We start from the raw sequence: 17,725 nt of genomic DNA, 5'->3' as shown, positions 1-17,725 counted from the left end.
GTCCGGGGGCGGGCTCAGTCGCGGCGCAGCAGGTACGTGACGAAACCGAGCGTCCCCCGGTAGCCGTGCAGCCACTCCGTGCGGTGCCGGTCCGCGGCCTCCCGGGCGGCCGCCGCATCAGGGTGGTCCGGGTGGTCCAGTGCCCATTCGGCGAGCGAGCCCGTCCAGGCGAACTCGTAGTCGTCCCACTCCCGTTCCGTGCTGACGTGCCCGGACACCGGCGTCCAGCCGTCCGCGAGGACCAGGCCGGTGGTCGTCGCCAGATCGCCGAACTCGTCCGGGGTCGAACCCAGCCCGTCCAGCGCGGCCCGGGACGGCTCGCGCTGCCAGAACGCCTCCCCGACCAGCAGCCGGCCGCCCGGGGCGAGGAGTTCGCGCGCCGCCGCGAGCGTCGGCAGCAACCCGCCGAAGGCGTGGGTGGAGCCGACGCACAGCACCAGGTCGAAGGGTTCCTTGGCGGTGAACTCCCGCGCGTCCAGGTGGTGCAGGCCGATCCGGCGCTCGACGCCGAGGGCGGTCGCGGTCTCCCGGGCGCGGGTCAGGGCCCGGGCGTCCAGGTCCACCCCCACGGCGTGCCAGCGCGGGCGCGCGGCCAGCGCACGGACCAGCCAGGCACCCTCACCGCAGCCGAGGTCCAGCGCCCGGCCGTCCTCCCGCCCGGCCGTCGCGCGCTCCAGCAGACGGGCCACCGACTCGTCCGCCAGCGGTGCCGCGATCGGGTGGTGGGCATGGGCGAGGCGGGAGATCTGCTGACGGTCCATCCGAGCAGTATGGAGCCGATGGGCGCGCCGCGCCGGAGAATTCCCCCGGTCCGCGGGGGAGACGGGGCCTGCTCGCGGGCGTGTGCGGGGGTCACGCCCGCGAGTAGGTCCGGCCCTTCCACGCCGCGCCCCGGCCGCGCCAGTGCTGCACCGCCGAGTCGACCGTCATCCCCAGGTACAGCCCGGCCGTGAACGGCAGCAGCAGCACGGTCGGGGCCGGCTGCCCGTAGTACCGGACCATCGGCAGGTACGTGCCCGCCATCAGCGCCCACGCCGCCCCGCCCGCGGCAGCCACCGCCGGGGCCCCCGCCACCAGCCCGGCCACCGTCGCCACCGGCGGCACCAGGTACACCAGCCCCAGCCCCGGCACCGTCCCGAGCAGCAGCAGCGGCGAGTACCGCAGCTGGGCGTACGCGCTGCGCGACACCATCCGCCACAGCTGCCCCAGCCGCGGGTACGGGCGGACGCTGTCCACGTCGTCGGCGAGGCCCAGCCAGGTCCGGCCGCCGGTGGCCTTCACCGCCCGGGCCAGCGACACGTCGTCGATCACGGCGCCCCGGATCGCCGCCACCCCGCCGGCCCGCTCCAGCGCCTCGCGCCGCACCAGCGAGCAGCCGCCCGCCGCGGCCGCCGTGCGTGCCCCCGGACGGTTGCTGCGGCGGAACGGGTACAGCTGGGCGAAGAAGTACACGAAGGCCGGCACGATCAGGCGCTCCCAGCCGGTCTCCACCCGCAGCCGGGCCATCTGCGACACCAGATCCAGGCCGTTGCCCTCGGCCGCCGCCACCAGCTCGGCGAGTGATTCCGGGCCGTGCGCGATGTCCGCGTCCGTCAGCAGCAGGTACTCGACGTCCGGACCGGCCAACTCGACCCCGTGCCGCAGCGCCCACAGCTTGCCCGTCCATCCCGGCGGCAGCGGGGGAGGGGTGGTGACGGTCAGCTCCAGCCCTTCGATCGTCCGCAGCTCCGCCGCCACCGGGCCGGTGCCGTCCGAGCTGTGGTCGTCCACCAGGATCACCCGCGCCCGCCCCGGGTACTTCTGCGCCAGCAGTGTCGGCAGGCTCGCCGGCAGCACCGCCGCCTCGTCCCGGGCCGGTACCACGATCACCGCCTCCGGCCAGCGCGCCGGCGGGCGACGCGGCGGCAACCGCACGTCGGTCCGCCAGAACATGCCGTGGCAGCACGCCAGCCAGAGCCAGACCAGCAGGGAGAACGCGGCGATCCACAGCAGGACGGTCACTCCGGCAGTCTGCCGCAGAACAGGGCCGGACGGACGGATCGACTAAAGTCTTGACCCGTGAAGATCGCACTGATGGACTCCGGAATCGGCCTGCTGGCCGCCGCCGCCACCCTACGGAAGCTGCGCCCGGACGCGGACCTGGTGCTGTCCTCGAACCCGGCCTCGATGCCCTGGGGGCCGCGCACACCCGAAGAGGTCACCGAGCTGGCCCTCGGCTGCTGCCGGGCCGCCGCCGCGCTGGAACCCGACGTGCTGGTGGTCGCCTGCAACACGGCCTCGGTCCACGCGCTCGCCGCCCTGCGCGCCGAGCTGGAGCCCGGGCTGCCGGTGATCGGCACCGTCCCTGCCATCAAGCCCGCCGCCGCGCTGGGTGGCCGGGTCGCCATCTGGGCCACCCCGGCCACCACCGGGAGCGCCTACCAGCGCGGGCTGATCCGCGACTTCGGCGGAACGGCCGACATCACGGAGGTCGCCTGCCCGGGCCTCGCGGACGCCGTCGAGCACGGCGACGACGACGCCATCACGGCCGCCATCGCGGACGCGGCCGCCCGTACGCCGGCCGGCACCGACGTCCTGGTGCTCGGCTGCACCCACTACGAACTCGTCGACGACCGCATCCGTGCCGCCGTCGCCCCGACCGCCTCTGCGGCGCTCACCCTGTTCGGTTCCGCCGACGCCGTCGCCGCCCAGGCCCTCCGCCGGGTCGGCGACCCCACCCGGACCGGCAACGGCACGCTCACCGTGCTCCACGCCGGTGCCACCGCCACGCTTCCCGCGGCGGCGGCCCTCTACCCGCAGGGCAGCGCGCTGGCCACCCTGATCGGCTGACCCGCCGGCGCGGCTTCCGACCGCCGGCGAGGACACCAGGACCTCGCAGGCGGGACCTCCCGCCCGGACTTCCCCGCCAGGAGTTCCCTGCCAGGACCTCGCCACCAGGACCTCTCCGTCACGGCGCCCCGACCGGGGCCTCGCCGCGAGCCGGGGAGGTCCTGGTGTCTTCGCCGGCGAACGTGGGCCCGACGTGCGACCGGGAATCGGGTGGCCGTGTCCCGAATGCGCCGGATTCGGGGATGCGGAATTCCCGCAGCAGCCTCGCGACCCGTCTTTCCTCGCGTCATGGAGGATTCCGGCAGGAATGCCGGGAGAGGGATCGGGCATTTCTTCCGGTGCGGAGGGCCGACGTATTCGGCACTGGTTTCCGTACCATTCTTCGAGCTTGCGGAGTCGGCCCGGCCGGCTTGTCGGATGCGCCCGGGTTGTCGGCCGGCTCGGTGTACAGCTGTTCGCCACATTGCGCGGGAAGTGGGCCTGCCCGACGTCTCGCTAGCGCGATTCCATTTCTGTTTCCATGCGCGTGGAGGGATCCGGGCTGCCTGCCGGTGCGGGAGGGGTCGATCACGTCGACGCCCTGGGGTGCGAGGCGGCGGTCGGCGGTCCTCCCGGCCGGTGAGCTGCGGCGGACTGCGCGGGAAGTCGACCCGGCCGACCTCCCGCGCGACCCACAGGACGGCCCGGGCGCGCCGGTGTGCCCCTGGCGGTGGCGTGCCGTGTGAGGGATCGGCGGGATCGGGCTCCCGGCATTGGGCAAGTTTGTCGTGCTCATGCAATTGTGAGCGATATCCGTGCACAGGAATTTGATGTGTGCATGCCCGGTGAGCCCGGGAAGTCGGCCTGGTCGACTTTCCGTGCGGGTGGCCGACGGGTGGTGGCCGGCGGTTCGGGGAGTCGAGCGTGCCGCGTTATGGGGTGGACTGTATCTACTCGCGTAGAAGTTCCTGTCGGGCATGAGAAGTCGGATTGGTCGACTTCTCATGCGAGGGGCGTGGTGGCATCTCGTGTTGTCGGCGTGTGGCGATGGTGTCGGCTGCGCGGGATTTCGGGCGATTCGGCTTCTCTGTCCGGCAATGTCCGCCCGGCAATTCGCAGCCGAGAGCTACTCGCGTAGATCCGGTGACGCCGACATGCGCGGCGGCACTACTCGCGTAGATAGCGGGAAAGGGCGCATTCGTGCCGAATAGGCATTGTGCGTGACTACCGGGCACATGCCGCCCGGGCGGCAGCGCGGCAACCGGCCATGCGACCAACCGGCCGTGGGGGCGGGTTTTTGGGGGGTGGTTGGGGGCGGGGGAGGTGGGGTCGGTGCCCGCCACCCACCGGGCTGGGGGTTCTGTGTAGGGCCTGGCGGCGCCAGCGGCGGTAGGCCGGTTCGAGGCCGGAGAGGATGGTGTCGAAGCGGCGGGTGGTGGTGGCCGAGTCGACCTGGAGGCGGCTGATCTGCAGGGGGTGGGAGGGGAGGCGGGGGCCCAGGCGGTGGTCGGAGAGGAAGCCGAGGCGGTAGCCGAGCTCCTGCAGAACGGTTTCGGCACGCGGGTCGTGGCCGCCGTCCGGGTAGGCGAACGCCGTCGGCGGCTCGCCGAGCCAGCGGGTGAGGGCCTCGTGGGCGCCGGTGATCTCGGCGCGGACGGTGTCGTCGTCGCAGCGCCCGAGGCACGGGTGCCCCTGGGTGTGGTTGCCGATCGCCACACCGCCGTCCCGCAGGGCGAGGAGGTCGGCGGGGGTGAGCTGCTCCTGGCTGGGCGGTCGGCGGTCGGCGCTGACCCGCAGTTCGTGCAGGCTGCGCCGGCGGTCCGGGTCGGGCATGGCCTTGAGCCGGCGGAGCAGCTGGGAGGGGTGGCCGCAGTCGAGCGAGCGGGCGCGGCCGCCGTGCCGGGCGAGGAAGTCGGCCTCGTGCCACCAGAAGGGCCGCTCGGTGCCGATGAGCTCCGAGATGACGAAGGCGGTGGCCGGAATGCCACGGGCGTGGAGGGCGGGCAGGGCGTGGGTGACGACGCTCCGGTCGGCGTCGTCGAAGGTGACCAGGACGCTCCGGGGCGGCAGAGGTCGCCGCTCGGTCACGGCCTGGAGGACGGCGGTGAGCGAGACGGGCGTGGCGAGCTGCTGGAGCCGGTCGAGCTGGGCGCCGAAGGACCGGTGGTCGGTCACCCCGTGGTACGCGAGCACGGCGAGGCGCTGGGCGGCCCGGGCCCGGAACAGCGGCTGGACGGGGGCGAACCGCAGCCATTCGCCCCGTGGGTCCTGCTGTTCCGTTTCGACGGCCGGTCGGCGACGGCCCCCGCCGTGCCGGCCGGCCTCGTGCCGCTCCGCCGCGCACCCGACGGGCGGTGGCAGCGCGCGCACGCCGGGCACGGGCCTGGCGCGGGCCATGGAGATCGATGGTGTGGACTGGGACTGCGGCACGGTTCCCCCTCGTTCGCCGAGCGGCGTGGCGGTACCGCCGGAGGACGGAGCCGGCCTCCGACTCCAGGGGTCGGCGGCTCCGCCCCTGGACTTTCCTGTTCTCGGTGGGGGATTCACACCCGTCCCTCGAACGGCTCCTGGATCACTCAATGCCATTGAGACCGTTGCACCGCGGGGATGGTTGTACCGGGGGGACGAGGATTTTTCGTGGACTGATTGTGGAGTAGGAATGCGCATCCGCGGCCCCGGGCGGCCGTCGGACGGCGCCCCGGATCCGACCCTGCGGCCACTCCCGTCGCACCCCTCCGGCCGCCCTCGTCCCGTCGTCCTCGGGCCCTCGTCCGGCCCCGCCCGGGGGTCGTCCGGTGGTTGCGCAGCGTGGTCGGGCCCGCACTCCCTGCGGGCTGCCTCCCGCCTCGCCCCGGGGTACCTTGGGCTCATGGCAGATGCGGACCGTGATCCCTTCCACCTGCACGGCGCCTCCCGGATGGCCCGTGCGTGCAGTGGTGGAGCCCTGGTCACCCACCAGCTCCCGCTGGCCGTGGCGGGCCTGGCCTGCCTGGTGGTGGGCATCGTCGTGGCGGTGATCGTCCCGGACAGTGGCGGCCCGGCCTGGGCGATGGCGGTGGCCGGCTGTCTGGCGGCCGGTGTCCTCCTGCTCGGCCGGATCGCCTTCGGTCTCTTCCGCGATCGGCGGCGTGCCGCGCTCTAGGCGTCGACGGGCGGCGCTCCGTGCGTCGACGGCCCGGGCGACGGGCGCGGACCGAACACGGGCCAAGCGCGCCGAACGCGGACCGGATCCGGACGGGCTGCCCACTCTAATGTCGATCGCGTTCGGAATTTCGAAACGGCAGATCGAGCGAAATTGGTCAGGGCGACCGAATATCGTCCTGCCGGGCAATCTTTGGCCCCTTCTTTCACCATTCTTCGACGGTGGCTTCATCGTGCCTCTACTGTGAATACGTTCTTCCGGCTCGAATCGCCGTAGAGGGGGAGCGATGAGCGGCAGACCGGACCGCGCCGTGTCCGCCTCATGAAACGCGGTGGTGATCTCGCCGTCGCCGCCCTGGCCGCGGTCGTCGCGCTGCCGCTGGCCCTGCTGATCGCGGTCCTGGTGCGCTGCACCACCGATGGACCGGTGTTCCAGCGGCAGACCCGGACCGGGCGGCACGGCCGCGAGTTCCAGGTCCTGCGCTTCCGGGCCGACGGGGACGGTCGGCTCGGCACCCTGCTACGCCGCACCGGCCTGGAGGAACTGCCGCGGCTGTGGAACGTCGTCCGGGGCGAGATGGGGGTGATCGGCCCCGTCCCGGCTCGGCCCGACCAGGTGGAGAGCTACTCCTGCCGGGAACGCGTCCGGCTCGCCGTCCGCCCCGGACTGACCGGCTGGGCGCAGCTCCACGGCCGGGGCGCCGAGCTCGACCTCTGGTACGTCGAGCACCGCTCCGCCCGGCTCGACCTGCACATCCTCGGCCTCACCGTCCTGGCCCTGCTGCGCCCCTCCCCCGACCGGCTGCGCGCAGGCGGGGACCGGCGGGGCTGACCCCGCAGGCGGGGACCGGCGGGGCTGACCCGACCGGGCCGACCGCCGCCGGTTGCGCCGGCCACCGCCGAGTCGGCCACCGCCGGTCCTGACGACCCACCGCCGAGTCGGCCACCGCCGATCTTGACGGCCCACCGCCGAGCCGGGCCGACCCGGGCGGCCGGGCCGACCCCGGCGGGCCCGGCCGGCGGAACCGACCCGGCCCGAACCTCCCGGCTAGGCTGCGCCCCATGGCAATTCCCCCCTTCCTCGCCGACCTCCGTTCCCTCGTGGGCCACCGCCCGCTCTGGCTGAGCGCCGTCGTCGCCGTCGTGCTCGACGACCACGACCGGGTGCTGCTCGCCCGTCGCGCCGACGACGGCCGCTGGGCGCCTGTCGGCGGCATCCTCGACCCCGGGGAACAGCCCGCCGACGGTGTGGTGCGCGAGTGCGAGGAGGAGACGGGGGTGGTGGCGGTGCCCGAGCTGCTGGCCTCGGTCACCGTTTCGCCCGAGGTGACCTACCCGAACGGCGATGTGACGCAGTACCTGGTGCTGACCTTCCGCTGCCGCGCGGTCGGCGGTGAGGCGCGGGTGAACGACGACGAGTCGCTGGAGGTCGGCTGGTTCACGCTGGACGCGTTGCCGCCGATGATCGAGTCCGAGCACGAGCGGCTGCGCCACGCGCTGGGGTGCGAGGGCCCGGCCGTCTTCAGCTGGGAGGGCAAGGAGCGTCCCTGAGCACGGCCCACCCCTGAGCACGGCCCACCCCTGAGCACGGCCCACCCCTGAGCACGGCCCACCCCTGAGCACGGCCCACCCCTGAGCACGGCCCCGGCTCCGGTCAGCCCTTGTGCTGCCGGTAGGCCTCCTCCGCGGCGTCCAGCACCGCCGCGAGGTCGCCGCCCGCGGTGGCGGTGGCGGCCGCGGCCACGGCGCCCTCGACGAACGGGGCGTCGGCGAACCGGACCGGGAACGGCAGGCCGTGCTCGTCGGCGTCGGACAGCAGGGTGCGGACGGTGGTGACGGCGCCGCCCAGGTCGGCGAGCACCACCACGCCGTGGCCCTGGTCCACCCGGCGGGTCGCGGCCGCCACCAGGACGGCGCTGATGCCGGGCCCGTCCGACGGGTCGCCGCCGGTCGCGGAGACCGGGGCGGGGGAGTCGGATCCGGTCAATGCGAGCGCGAGGTCGCGTACGGCGGTGGCCAGTTCCTGGCTGTGCGAGACCAGGACGACGCCGACCCGGCCGTGTGCGGGGGGCCGGGCGGGGGTCGGCCGGGGCAGCGGCGTGGCCGAGGGCGGCGTACGGGGTGCCGGGGGGTGGGCCGAGGGGGCGTCGGAGATGGGGATGACGTCGGCGCGGGTGCCGTCCCGGCGGCTCATCGGCTGCTCCCTTGGGCGGGTTCGGTGGGTGGGGGCGGGCGGGGGTGCGGTCCGGCCCCGTGCGGGCCCGGGAGGGCTCCGTACGTCGCCGGGGGCGCTCTCCCGGGCCTGCCGGCCGGGCGGCGCCCTGGCAGCACTCTGGCAGCTGCCCGCCGCCCCTGCCGGTCGGGACACGCCTCGACCCTCGCGGCGAAGTCCGGACCGCTTCCGGCGGCGCCGTGCCCCGGTCGGGGAGGACTCGTCAACCCGCTGACCGGGGACGGGCGGTGTGACTAGGCTGGTCCCGGAACGCCGTCGGGAGGAGATCGGTCAGTGGCAGTCAACAGCGGGACGGACACGGAGGTCGTCGGCGCACGGCGGGAGCCGACGCCGAGCGGGAAGCCCAAGGTGGACTTCACCGGTGCGGAGTGGCTGTGCAGCAGCCAGGGTGTCGGGGATGTCCAGATCGCGTTCGTGGACGGGTACATCGGGATGCGGGACGGCCGGCAGCAGGACGGGCCGGTCCTGGTCTTCACGCCGGCGGAGTGGCGGGCCTTCGTGCTCGGCGCCAGGGACGGCGAGTTCGACCTCACCTGAGCCGCGCGTCGAGGTGGCTCGAAGTCGCTTGGAGCCGCTTGGAGCCGCTCGCCCGAACCGTCGCGGAGCGGGGCCCGGACACCGACCGGGCCCCGCTCCGCAGGTGTTTTCCGGTCGGAACATCACAACTGATGATCTATTGAGCGTGCCCCGTCAGAATTTCTGTTGACTGTTAGACAAACGCAGCTCAGAGTATGAGCACAGGCAGACGCCGTGCCCACCGCCCCCACGCGGCCAGACACGGCGCCTGCTGTGCGGCCCGGCAGCGCTGCCAGGCCATCCTCCCAGTCATCCCCTGCGCACCGGGGTGCGTCGGCCGGTCCCGGCCCACGAGGGGCCGGCAGTCGCCGGGAGGTTGGCGCCGGATCCGAGAGCGACTCGGACGACGGCACCGATGCTCGGGACCCGCACGCCCCCACGCGGCGGCGTCCCGAGCAGATCCACGGGAGCGACGGGCCGGGGCCCCGCGGATCTGGCTTGTGGTGTGGAACTGTTGGCTTGTGTGTTCGTGCTGTGTGCGATGACGAAGCTGGGTGCTCGGCAGTTCGGCACGACGAGTGCACAGTGAGGGATACGCGTGTAGGGCCGCGTTGCGACATGCCGTCCCCCCGGAGGGTGAAACCCAGAACGGCTGTCGTGCTGAACCGAACGTAGCCCGGACGGTTGCTCAGAGTCAACATTGGTCTCTGAGCGTCGATCTCCCGCCCGTCCCCCGTCGGTGCCCCACCCACCTCGCGAGCGTGGTGTGCCGGACACGTACGATGTTCCCATGTCTTTTCTCCGCCGTCGCTCCGGACAGCCCGCCGGCCCGGACTTCGACGTGCTCGCGATGGACCCGGGTGACTGGCCCGGCGACTTCGGTGCGGCCATGATGACCGGCCCGGACGGCTCCTGCCAGGGGATTTTCCTGCGCTACGACCTGTTCGGCGGCAGAGGCCCGGCGATGTTCATCGGCAACCTCCCCGAGGGCTCGCCCGCCCGGGAGACCGGCGACGACGTGCCCTTCGAGGTGCGGCAGCTGCTCGCGGCGCTGGAGAACGACGAGCCGGTCGAGTTCGTCTCGGCCGAGGACTTCCCGGTCATGCTCGGGGACGACCTGCTGATCGTGAAGAAGGTCAAGGTCAGCGAGGAGCGCGTGTTCTGCGCCCAGTTCGGCCGCAGCGACGGCGTCCTGGTCACCATCGCCTCCTGGGACCGACCGATTTCGGACGACCTGTATCAGCTGCTGAAGCCGCTCCCGGCGGACATGTTCCAGCAGGGCTGATCCCCGGGTCCCCGGGCTCGCCACCGCCCCTGCCGGGGCCGCTTCCCGGCCGGGAGTCCGGCGCCCGCCGGGGGCCGGACGGCGCTTGACGGTTTCGATCAACGGTTCGTACAGTCGCGAACATGCCGTGCCGTCTCCCGTTGCTGACCCGCCGCAGGCACCTGGATCTGCGGCGTACCGCCAGCGCGGCGTGTCCGGGCCGCTGAGGGGGATCCGTCCCCCGGCGGCGGGTGGTCGACCGGTGCCGGTCGACGCCGTGACCCGGGGGCGGGCCGTGAACCGACCTCCGGGGCCGCCAATCGGTACCGCGCGCCCGAACGGCGTGCCGCCCGCATCCGTCGAGCCCACGCTGCCGCCCGGAGGCACAGCACATGACGACCCGCGCCGCCGACCGTCCGTCCGCCGACCGTTCGCCCGAGGAAGCCTCCTCCGGCGGTCTCCCGCTCGACGACCGTTCCTCCAGCGCCCGGCCGAGCGCCGGCCGCCCGGCCGCCGGACGTTCCCGGCCGGCGCCGCCGGCACCGCCGTCGACTTCCGGCCGGGCCGATTCCGGCCAACCCGTGTCCGGTGGATCCGCGTCCGGTGGATCCGCGTCCGGTGGATCCGCGTCCGGCCGACCGGCGTCCGGGTCGGGCTCCGCGTCGGACTCCGCGTCGGCGTCCGACCGCGTGGCGGTCGAGACCGCGCTGGCCGGGCTGCCCCGGGTCGTCGACCTGCTCGCCGCCCGCGCCGAGGAGCACGACCGCGACGCGACCTTCCCCTACCAGGGCATCGAGGCGGTCCACGAGGCCGGGCTGCTCACCCTCACCGTCTCCCGGACGTACGGCGGACCGGGCGGCACGCTCTCCGACACCGTCCGGCTGCTCTCCCGACTCGGGCGCGGGGACGCCTCCGTGGCCGTGGTCACCGCCTTCACCCTGCTCCGGCACGCCGAGCAGGCCCGCCGCGCCGACTGGCCGGCGGCCGGCTACCGACGCCTGCTCACCGAGTCCCGGCGCGGCCCCGCGCTGGTCAACACGCTGCGGGCGGAGCCCGGACCCGGAACGGGCGGACTGCCGGAGACGGTCGCCCGGCGGGACGGCGACGGCTGGCTGCTGACCGGCCGGAAGACCTACTGCACCGGGGCCGAGGCGTTGGCCTGGATGGCGGTGACGGCGCGGACCGACGAGGAGGAGCCGAGGATCGGGACCTTCCTGGTCCGCGGCGAGAGCGAGGGCCTGGAGATCGACCCGACCTGGGACCAGCTCGGACTGCGGGCCAGCGCCAGCCACGACGTGGTGCTGGACCGGGTCCGGGTGCCGGCCGACCTCGCACTCGGCCTGGGCACCCGCGAACCGAGGGGCGGCACGGAGAGCGGCGCCGGCAGCGTCCCCGCGGCCGAACTCTCGCGCGCCTGGCACGATCTGGCCCTCTCCGCGGTGGCGATCGGGGTCGCCCGGGCCGCCGAGTCCTGGCTGGTCCGCTTCCTCAACCAGCGCACCCCGGCCAACCTGACCGAACCGCTCGGCACCCTGCCCCGCTACCGGTGCGCCCTCGGCGAGATCGAGGCCCAGCTGATCGGCGCCGAGGAACTGGTCGCGGGCCTGGCGCCCCGGGTGGACCGGGGCGAGCCGGACGCCGTCGCTCGCACCGGCCCGGCCCACCTGCTGGCCACCCGGGCCGCGACGGCGGCGGTCCAGCAGGCCGTCGCCCTGACCGGCAACCCCGGCCTGAGCCGGCGCCACCCGCTGGAACGCTACCTGCGGGACGTGCTCAGCAGCCGGGTGCACCTGGCGTCGGACGAGACCGTCCTGGAGGCCGCGGGCCGGTCGGCCCTGGAACGGGGCGCCCGACCCTGACCGCTGGACCGGTCCTGCCCGGCCGGTCCAGCGGCGGTTCGGCAACGACGGTGCGGGAGGACGGCGCGGGGAGGACGGTTCAGCGCGTCCCGACGGCGGCCCGGACGGCCCGGCGGGCGAGCGCGGCGTCGTCGTAGAGCCGGCGGATCATGATCCGCTGCTCCTCGCCGGCGCCCGGCACGTCGTACAGCCGGATCTCCCGCATCAGCACCAGCACCAGGTTCACCAGGAACGCGTCCCGGGCCATCGTGCCGCCGCTCTGGGCGAGTTGGCTGATCTGCCGGCGTGCCGCGCTGTCCCCGGAGAGCACGCTCCACAGCACCGCCAGGTCGTAGCCGGGCAGGTACCAGCCGGCCTGCTCCCAGTCGACCAGCACCGGGCCGGACGGCGCCAGCAGCATGTTGCTGAGCAGGGCGTCGCCGTGGCAGAGCTGCAGCGGGGTGTGGCCGAGGCCGTGCAGCAGACCGCGCAGGTCGCCGGCGTCCCGGTCGGTGAGCTGGCCCACCGAGTGGTAGCGGGCGATCTCCAACTGGTAGTCCAGGCGCGGCTGGAACACGTCGGTCGGCGGCCGCCAGAGGTTCAGCGTCCGGACCGCGGTGAGCAGCGCCCGCACCTCGCCCGGGGTGGGCGCGTTGACCGGGTGGCGCTCCCGGGCGGCCGGCCGCCCGGGGACGCGCTCCATGACCAGCACGCAGCGGTCGTGGTCGGCCGCGACCAGCCGGGGCAGCCGCACCGGCGGGCGGTGCCGGACGAACGCCCGGTAGACCGCGACCTCGTGGTGGAAGTCGGCCACCAGCTGCTCGAAGTACTCACTCCGCACCGCTTGCGGCGCCAGGCACTTGGCGACCACCGGGGCCCGCCCGATGGTGCCCGCCACCAGGATGTGGCGGCTGCCCTCGCGCAGGACCTGGCGCGGGGTGAACGCGGGACATATCCGCGCGACGCTCGCCAGCGCGGCCCGGACCGACGGGGTCTGCAGCGCCGACGGATCGATCCGCTCCGGCCCGCCCGGCTGGCCGGGCCGGCGGGCGCGCAGCACCTGGCCGTCGGCCTGGCGGGCGAGCGGGATCCGGCCGCCGACCGGCGGGGCGGTCTCGGGGCCGCGCAGCCCCAGCGCGGTGCGGCCGGCCGGGACGACCCGGGTGTCGGTGGCCCGGCCCTCGACGCCGCGCGGGGCCACCGGACGGCTCGCCGGGGGCGCCTGCTTGGGGCCGGGCCGCCCGGCAGCTGCGGTGGGGGGGCGCAGCGCGGTGCGGGTCGCGGTCGGCGTGGGGGTCGTCGCTGAGGAGTACATGGGCTGAGGGTGGTCCCTTCCGGTCCGTCGGCGGGTGCGGCCCCGCGGGGGCGGGGAGGGCGGTGCCGTGTGCTTCCTGGCGTGACGGCGGCCCTGCGGGTGGTGCGGTGAGGCATCGGGTGGTGCGGTACGGCGTCGGGCGGAGCGGTGCTGCGGGCGGTTCGTACGCCGTCGCGGTGCGGCGGGTGGTGCACGGGCGCCGGGCACGGACGCGGGGTCAGGTGACCCCGGTTCGGCGCTGCTCGGGCCGTCCGCACCCTGGGGAATGCGGTCGGCCGGACATGCCGTGGCCGTGCCCGGCGCTCCCGCGCCACCCGGCCGCGCCACCCCCTCGGGTGAGTACCGGGGGCGTCCCGTGACACCGTCGGGGGAGTGCCCCGACGCCGGTGGGACGCCGTCCGACCCCGGGGGGCGAGGTGGCGCACCCCTACAACACACCCGTCGGGCACTGGCTTAGTAGTCTGGCGGGCCCTGGCGAACGGTGGCGAATGCTCGCCTGGCACTTGCCCGAGCCTCTAGCCTCGGAGGAGCCGAGGAACCTGGGGGCTTCATTGAGCAGGGAACCCAACACCCGACTCGCCGACCTGTTCGTCCTGACCGGATGGTCGAAGGGCGAACTCGCGCGGCTGGTCAACCGCCGGGGTGCCGCGATGGGACAGCTGCAACTGTCCACCGACACGTCGAGGGTACGGCGTTGGATCGAGCAGGGGGAGATCCCGCGCGATCCGGTGCCGAGGGTGCTGGCGGCCGTGTTCACGGAGCGGCTCGGCCGTGTCGTCACCACTGAGGACCTCGGTCTGGAACGACACCGGCCCACCAGGTCCGGAGCGGAGCCGTCCGCAGCAGTGCCATGGTCGCCGGATCGAACAGCCGCGGTCCTCACCGAGTTCACGGGAATGGACCTCATGCTGAACCGACGTGGATTGGTGGGCGCCGGAGCCGCGCTCACGGCCGGGGCGGTCATCGCCGACTCGCTGAAGGGCTGGCTGGGCGGGGACGCCGTCGCGTACGCGGCCGCCGTCCCGGGGCCCCGACAGGTGGTCACCGGGGGCGGGGCGCGCCCGGTGGTGGACGTGTACGACGCGGGCCCGGTCGGGCTCGACGAGGTGGAGTCGCTGGAGCGCTCGGTGCAGGTGTTCCGGGCCTGGGACGCGGCCCGCGGGGGCGGGCTGCAGCGCAAGGCGGTGGTCGGTCAACTCAACGAGGTCGGAGGCCTGTTGACGCACCGGCACCCGCCCGCCGTGGAACAGCGGCTGTGGCTGGTCGCGGCCAACCTCGCGGTGCTGGCGGGCTGGATGTCGCACGACGTCGGCCTGGAGCCCACCGCCCAGCGGTACTTCATGATCGCGGCCGAGTCGGCCAAGGAGGCGGGCGACCGGCCGAGGGCCGGCGAAGCGATCTCCCGGGCCGCCCGGCAGATGGTCCACCTGGGCCGGGCCGACGACGCGATCGACCTGATGTCGGCGGCCAAGGCGGCCGGCGGTGAACCGGCGCCCAGAACGCGCGCCATGCTGAACACCGTCGAGGCCTGGGCGCACGCCTCGATCGGGCACTCCCAGGACACCTACCGGCTGCTCGGCGAGGCCGAGGACCTGTTCGCCGAGGACTCGCCGGAGCCGCCGCCGTCCTGGATGCAGGTGTTCGACGAGGCCGAACTGCGCGGCATGCAGGCCCTGGTGCTGCGCACGCTGTCCGAGCACGATGCGGGGGCGGCCCCCGAGGCCCGTCGGCACGCGGAGCGGGTGATCACCCTGCGGGAGGGCACCGGACAGCTGCGCTCGGCGCTGTTCGACCGGATCACCCTGGCTTCGGTGCACCTGATCACGGGCGAGCCGGACGCGGCGGAACTGCAGGCCAAGATGGTGATGAACCTGATCGGCCAGAACTCCTCGCACCGGACCTGGGACCGGCTGCGCGAGATGTACCGGCTGACCGCGGCGTACCGGGGTCTGCCGGTGGTGGACGAGCTGCGGGCCGAGTTGGGGCGGGAGCTGCGGGCGGCGGACGCCAAGAAGCGGCCGCGGCTGACGTGAGGGGCGGGGTCGGCGCGCGGGCTCCCGGGTGCGCGGGGGAGTCGCGGCCCGGTCCGGTGGTGCGGTCGTCCGGTCCCGCGGTGCCCGGTGCCGCGGCCGCGCGGGGTGGTGGCGGGCTCAGTCCGGCGGTGCGGGGCGGAGCAGCATCCGCAGGGCGGTGACGGTGCCGTCCGTGCCGAGGACGGGTTCGCCCGCGCACTCGACGCTGTGGTGCCGTCCGCCGGGCCGGCGGATCCGCAGGGTGCCGGCGGCGACGCGGCCGTGCACCAGGGCATCGGTCATCATGCGGCGCAGCAGTGGCCGGTCGGCCTCGGGGACGCGGTCGGGCAGCCGGTCGAGGCTGAGCGGGCCGTGGTCCGGGTCGCACCCGAGGAGGAGGTAGGTCTCCGCGTTCCAGCGGATGCCGTCGGTCAGCAGGTCCCATTCGGCGGAGCCGAGGAGGCCCTCGTCGCTGCCGCCGCCGAGGTAGGGGCCGGACGGCTCCCGCGCCGTGCCGTCCACTCTGCCGTCCGTTCCGCTGTCGGCGTCGCCGCCGGTGCCGTCGTGGCCCGTCCCGTCGCCGCCGTCGCGGCCCGGTCGGCCGTCCGCGCCCGGGGCGCTCGTGCCGCAGCCGTCCGCGCCCGTCGGGGCGCCGTCCACCGTGGCGGTGCCCGGCGGGCGGGCGGCGCCTAAGGGCATGTTCATGGCGGGTCCATCGCTCGGATTCGGCCCGCTTTGGGCGGGTCGTACGGGTAGTGAGAAGACTGTCGCACAACGTCCTCATCCTCGTGGGTGATTTGGACAGAACGCAGGCAAAATTCCCCTGGCATATGCCACTGTGGCAGCCGACCTCGTCGCCCTGTGTGCGGCCGCGGGCCCGAGGCGGTAACCTTCGGTGATTCCGGCGCCCGGGCGCCCACCGCAGTACCGACCAGAGACCCCGGCGACGGAAATCCCGTTGCCACTACGACCGCCGCAACGGATGCTGACCTCATGTTCGAGCCAGTGATAGCACCCAGTGCCAGCCTCCTAGGCCTCCTGCAGCGAGGCCGTGGTGACGGGCAGCTCCATGCGCTGGCCGCCGACCGTGCCGAGGCCATCGCTGCGCTGGAGGAGTGCGTCACCAGGGATCCGCGAGCCGACTGGCAGGTCGAGAGCCGCTCCCTCTACTACGCCCGCCTCTACATGGAGCTGGAGGCCTCCCTCGACGGCATCGAGGACCACCTCCACTCCGCCGAGGACCTCGTCACCGACGACGAGAGCCGCACCGGCCTCGCCCTCTCGGTCCTGGGCCACCTCGCCGCCTACGGCCGGCGCGACGCGCTGCTGATGCTGCGCGAGTACGCCGCCACCGGTGCCAACTGGGCCTGGGCCCTCGACGAGCTCGCCCTGCGCGACGACGACCGGGGCCTGCTGCTGCTGGGCACCGCCGTGCTGGACCACTTCCCGCCGGGCCCCGAGGGCGACGCCGAGCTGCGCGAGTTCATCCGCAACGCGTACGAGCCCCGGCCCTGGCGGCTGTGGGCGGCCTACCACCCGCGGGTGGCGGCGGCCGGTGAGCAGTCCCCCTTCGACCTGTGGCAGCGCCAGGTCAACCGCGGCGGGGTCACCCCCGGCTGGTCCACCGCCGACGTGCTGGTCTGGGCCGACCAGGGCGACCTCGGCGGCCTCGGCGCCGACGCCTTCCTCGGCCGTCCCGACGCCCGACCGGAGTCCCCGCGCGACGCCGACCCCGCGGGCGGCCCCGCCGCGGTGGACCGCCGCGCGGCCGCGGCCGCCCGCTGCCTGACCGCCGTCGTCCGGCCCGAGGACCGGCCGGTGCTGCTGGAGGCCGCCCGCAGCGGCCTGCCCGGCGCCCGCCGCGCGGCCCTGCGCTACCTGGTCGACCAACGGGACCCGGCCGCGGTCGAGCTGATCGAGGCCGCCGCCGCCGACGTGGACGACCGGATCGTGCGCGCCGCCCTGGAACTGCTCGGCCGGATGCGCGGCCCCGAGGTGCTGGCACAGGCCCGCCGCTGGGCCGACCCGGCCACCGGCGGCGCCGACAGCGCGCTAGGCGAGGCCGCCGTTCAACTGCTCGCCGACGCCGGTGAGCCGCAGGACGCGCCGCTGGTGGTGGCCGGGCTGCGCCGCTGGGTCTCCGTCCGCGGGGTCGGCGGTACCGGGCTCGGGTCGTTGGTGGACGGTGCGGGGCGGCTGGCCGCCGCCGACGCCGTACCGGTCCTGCGCCACGTCTACGGGGAGGCCGCCTCCTCCGAGCTGCGCGGACGCGCGGCCCGGGCGCTCGCGGCCACCGACGTGCACTTCCCCGAGGGGCCGGCCGTCGAGTGCCTCTGGGACTGCGAGGAGTCCACGCGCGAGCTCGCCGCGCGCCACGTCGCCACCACGGGCGACGCCCGGGTGCTGGAGCGGCTGCGCAGACTCGCCGCCGATCCGGCCGAGGAGGCCGAGGTCCATGCCGCCGTGCGCGGCCGTCTGACCGCCGCCCGGGAGTTCGGGCGTTAGGTCCTCACAGCCGAGTGGGCCGGGGCACCGATCGTGGTGTCCCGGCCCACTGCTCTCTTCGGATCCACCCCCCTCGTCGGGAGCCGCTCCCGG

At 74.7% G+C, this 17,725-nt stretch carries 16 protein-coding genes; 10 read left to right on the top strand and 6 right to left on the bottom strand.

Annotated elements, in window-relative coordinates; translation table 11 throughout:
- Positions 1–14: 14 nt before the first annotated feature.
- Positions 15–761 carry an SAM-dependent methyltransferase gene (locus ACFV0O_RS23850; RefSeq protein WP_380345073.1) on the bottom strand — a complete coding sequence of 249 codons (747 nt, stop codon included), beginning with the start codon at positions 759–761 and terminating at the stop codon, positions 15–17.
- A 91-nt stretch (positions 762–852) separates the two neighbouring features.
- A complete protein-coding gene (locus ACFV0O_RS23845; RefSeq protein WP_380345071.1) occupies positions 853–2,001 on the bottom strand; it encodes a glycosyltransferase in 1,149 nt (382 codons plus the stop codon).
- 57 nt (positions 2,002–2,058) lie between these two features.
- On the opposite strand from ACFV0O_RS23845, the gene ACFV0O_RS23840 reads away from it, so the two are divergent.
- Positions 2,059–2,829, top strand: a complete 771-nt coding sequence (locus ACFV0O_RS23840; RefSeq protein ID WP_380345069.1) for a glutamate racemase — start codon at positions 2,059–2,061, stop codon at positions 2,827–2,829.
- Positions 2,830–4,032: 1,203 nt separating this feature from the next.
- Here ACFV0O_RS23840 and ACFV0O_RS23835 read toward each other — a convergent pair.
- Positions 4,033–5,238: a polysaccharide deacetylase family protein gene (locus ACFV0O_RS23835; RefSeq protein WP_380345067.1), complete on the bottom strand. Its 1,206-nt coding sequence runs from the start codon at positions 5,236–5,238 to the stop codon at positions 4,033–4,035.
- A 439-nt stretch (positions 5,239–5,677) separates the two neighbouring features.
- Between ACFV0O_RS23835 and ACFV0O_RS23830 the strand changes: the two genes are divergently transcribed.
- The 3 genes from ACFV0O_RS23830 to ACFV0O_RS23820 all read left to right on the top strand — a co-directional run bounded on the left by ACFV0O_RS23830 (position 5,678) and on the right by ACFV0O_RS23820 (position 7,500).
- Positions 5,678–5,950: a hypothetical protein gene (locus tag ACFV0O_RS23830; protein ID WP_380345066.1), complete on the top strand. Its 273-nt coding sequence runs from the start codon at positions 5,678–5,680 to the stop codon at positions 5,948–5,950.
- Between the two features lie 321 nt (positions 5,951–6,271).
- Positions 6,272–6,781: a sugar transferase gene (locus tag ACFV0O_RS23825; RefSeq protein WP_380345064.1), complete on the top strand. Its 510-nt coding sequence runs from the start codon at positions 6,272–6,274 to the stop codon at positions 6,779–6,781.
- A gap of 230 nt (positions 6,782–7,011) precedes the next feature.
- A complete protein-coding gene (locus tag ACFV0O_RS23820; protein WP_380345062.1) occupies positions 7,012–7,500 on the top strand; it encodes an NUDIX domain-containing protein in 489 nt (162 codons plus the stop codon).
- Between the two features lie 103 nt (positions 7,501–7,603).
- On the opposite strand, the gene ACFV0O_RS23815 is transcribed toward ACFV0O_RS23820, so the two are convergent.
- The gene (locus tag ACFV0O_RS23815) at positions 7,604–8,143 is read right to left on the bottom strand and encodes a PTS fructose transporter subunit IIA (RefSeq protein WP_360262542.1); all 540 of its coding nucleotides are present in this window, start codon (positions 8,141–8,143) and stop codon (positions 7,604–7,606) included.
- Between the two features lie 387 nt (positions 8,144–8,530).
- Between ACFV0O_RS23815 and ACFV0O_RS23810 the strand changes: the two genes are divergently transcribed.
- The 4 genes from ACFV0O_RS23810 to ACFV0O_RS23795 all read left to right on the top strand — a co-directional run bounded on the left by ACFV0O_RS23810 (position 8,531) and on the right by ACFV0O_RS23795 (position 11,821).
- Positions 8,531–8,719: a DUF397 domain-containing protein gene (locus ACFV0O_RS23810; protein ID WP_360262582.1), complete on the top strand. Its 189-nt coding sequence runs from the start codon at positions 8,531–8,533 to the stop codon at positions 8,717–8,719.
- 769 nt (positions 8,720–9,488) lie between these two features.
- Positions 9,489–9,983 carry a hypothetical protein gene (locus ACFV0O_RS23805; protein WP_030058989.1) on the top strand — a complete coding sequence of 165 codons (495 nt, stop codon included), beginning with the start codon at positions 9,489–9,491 and terminating at the stop codon, positions 9,981–9,983.
- A gap of 122 nt (positions 9,984–10,105) precedes the next feature.
- Positions 10,106–10,189 (top strand): putative leader peptide, encoded by an 84-nt coding sequence (locus ACFV0O_RS23800; RefSeq protein WP_350526312.1) that lies wholly within the window; start codon positions 10,106–10,108, stop codon positions 10,187–10,189.
- A 462-nt stretch (positions 10,190–10,651) separates the two neighbouring features.
- Positions 10,652–11,821 carry an acyl-CoA dehydrogenase family protein gene (locus tag ACFV0O_RS23795; protein WP_380345060.1) on the top strand — a complete coding sequence of 390 codons (1,170 nt, stop codon included), beginning with the start codon at positions 10,652–10,654 and terminating at the stop codon, positions 11,819–11,821.
- A gap of 79 nt (positions 11,822–11,900) precedes the next feature.
- On the opposite strand, the gene ACFV0O_RS23790 is transcribed toward ACFV0O_RS23795, so the two are convergent.
- Entirely contained in the window at positions 11,901–13,115 is a 1,215-nt protein-coding gene (locus ACFV0O_RS23790) for a phosphotransferase (RefSeq protein ID WP_380345058.1), read from the bottom strand.
- A gap of 551 nt (positions 13,116–13,666) precedes the next feature.
- Here ACFV0O_RS23790 and ACFV0O_RS23785 point away from each other — a divergent pair.
- Positions 13,667–15,148: a hypothetical protein gene (locus tag ACFV0O_RS23785; protein ID WP_380345056.1), complete on the top strand. Its 1,482-nt coding sequence runs from the start codon at positions 13,667–13,669 to the stop codon at positions 15,146–15,148.
- A gap of 117 nt (positions 15,149–15,265) precedes the next feature.
- On the opposite strand, the gene ACFV0O_RS23780 is transcribed toward ACFV0O_RS23785, so the two are convergent.
- Positions 15,266–15,832, bottom strand: a complete 567-nt coding sequence (locus ACFV0O_RS23780) for a PAS domain-containing protein (protein WP_380345054.1) — start codon at positions 15,830–15,832, stop codon at positions 15,266–15,268.
- Between the two features lie 288 nt (positions 15,833–16,120).
- On the opposite strand from ACFV0O_RS23780, the gene ACFV0O_RS23775 reads away from it, so the two are divergent.
- A complete protein-coding gene (locus tag ACFV0O_RS23775; protein WP_360262537.1) occupies positions 16,121–17,632 on the top strand; it encodes a HEAT repeat domain-containing protein in 1,512 nt (503 codons plus the stop codon).
- Positions 17,633–17,725: the final 93 nt, after the last annotated feature.

The sequence above is a fragment of the Kitasatospora sp. NPDC059577 genome, from assembly GCF_042735475.1.
GTDB lineage: Bacteria > Actinomycetota > Actinomycetes > Streptomycetales > Streptomycetaceae > Kitasatospora.
The sequence above is the reverse complement of the archived record's forward strand: the minus strand, read 5'-3'. Positions and strand labels throughout refer to the sequence as shown.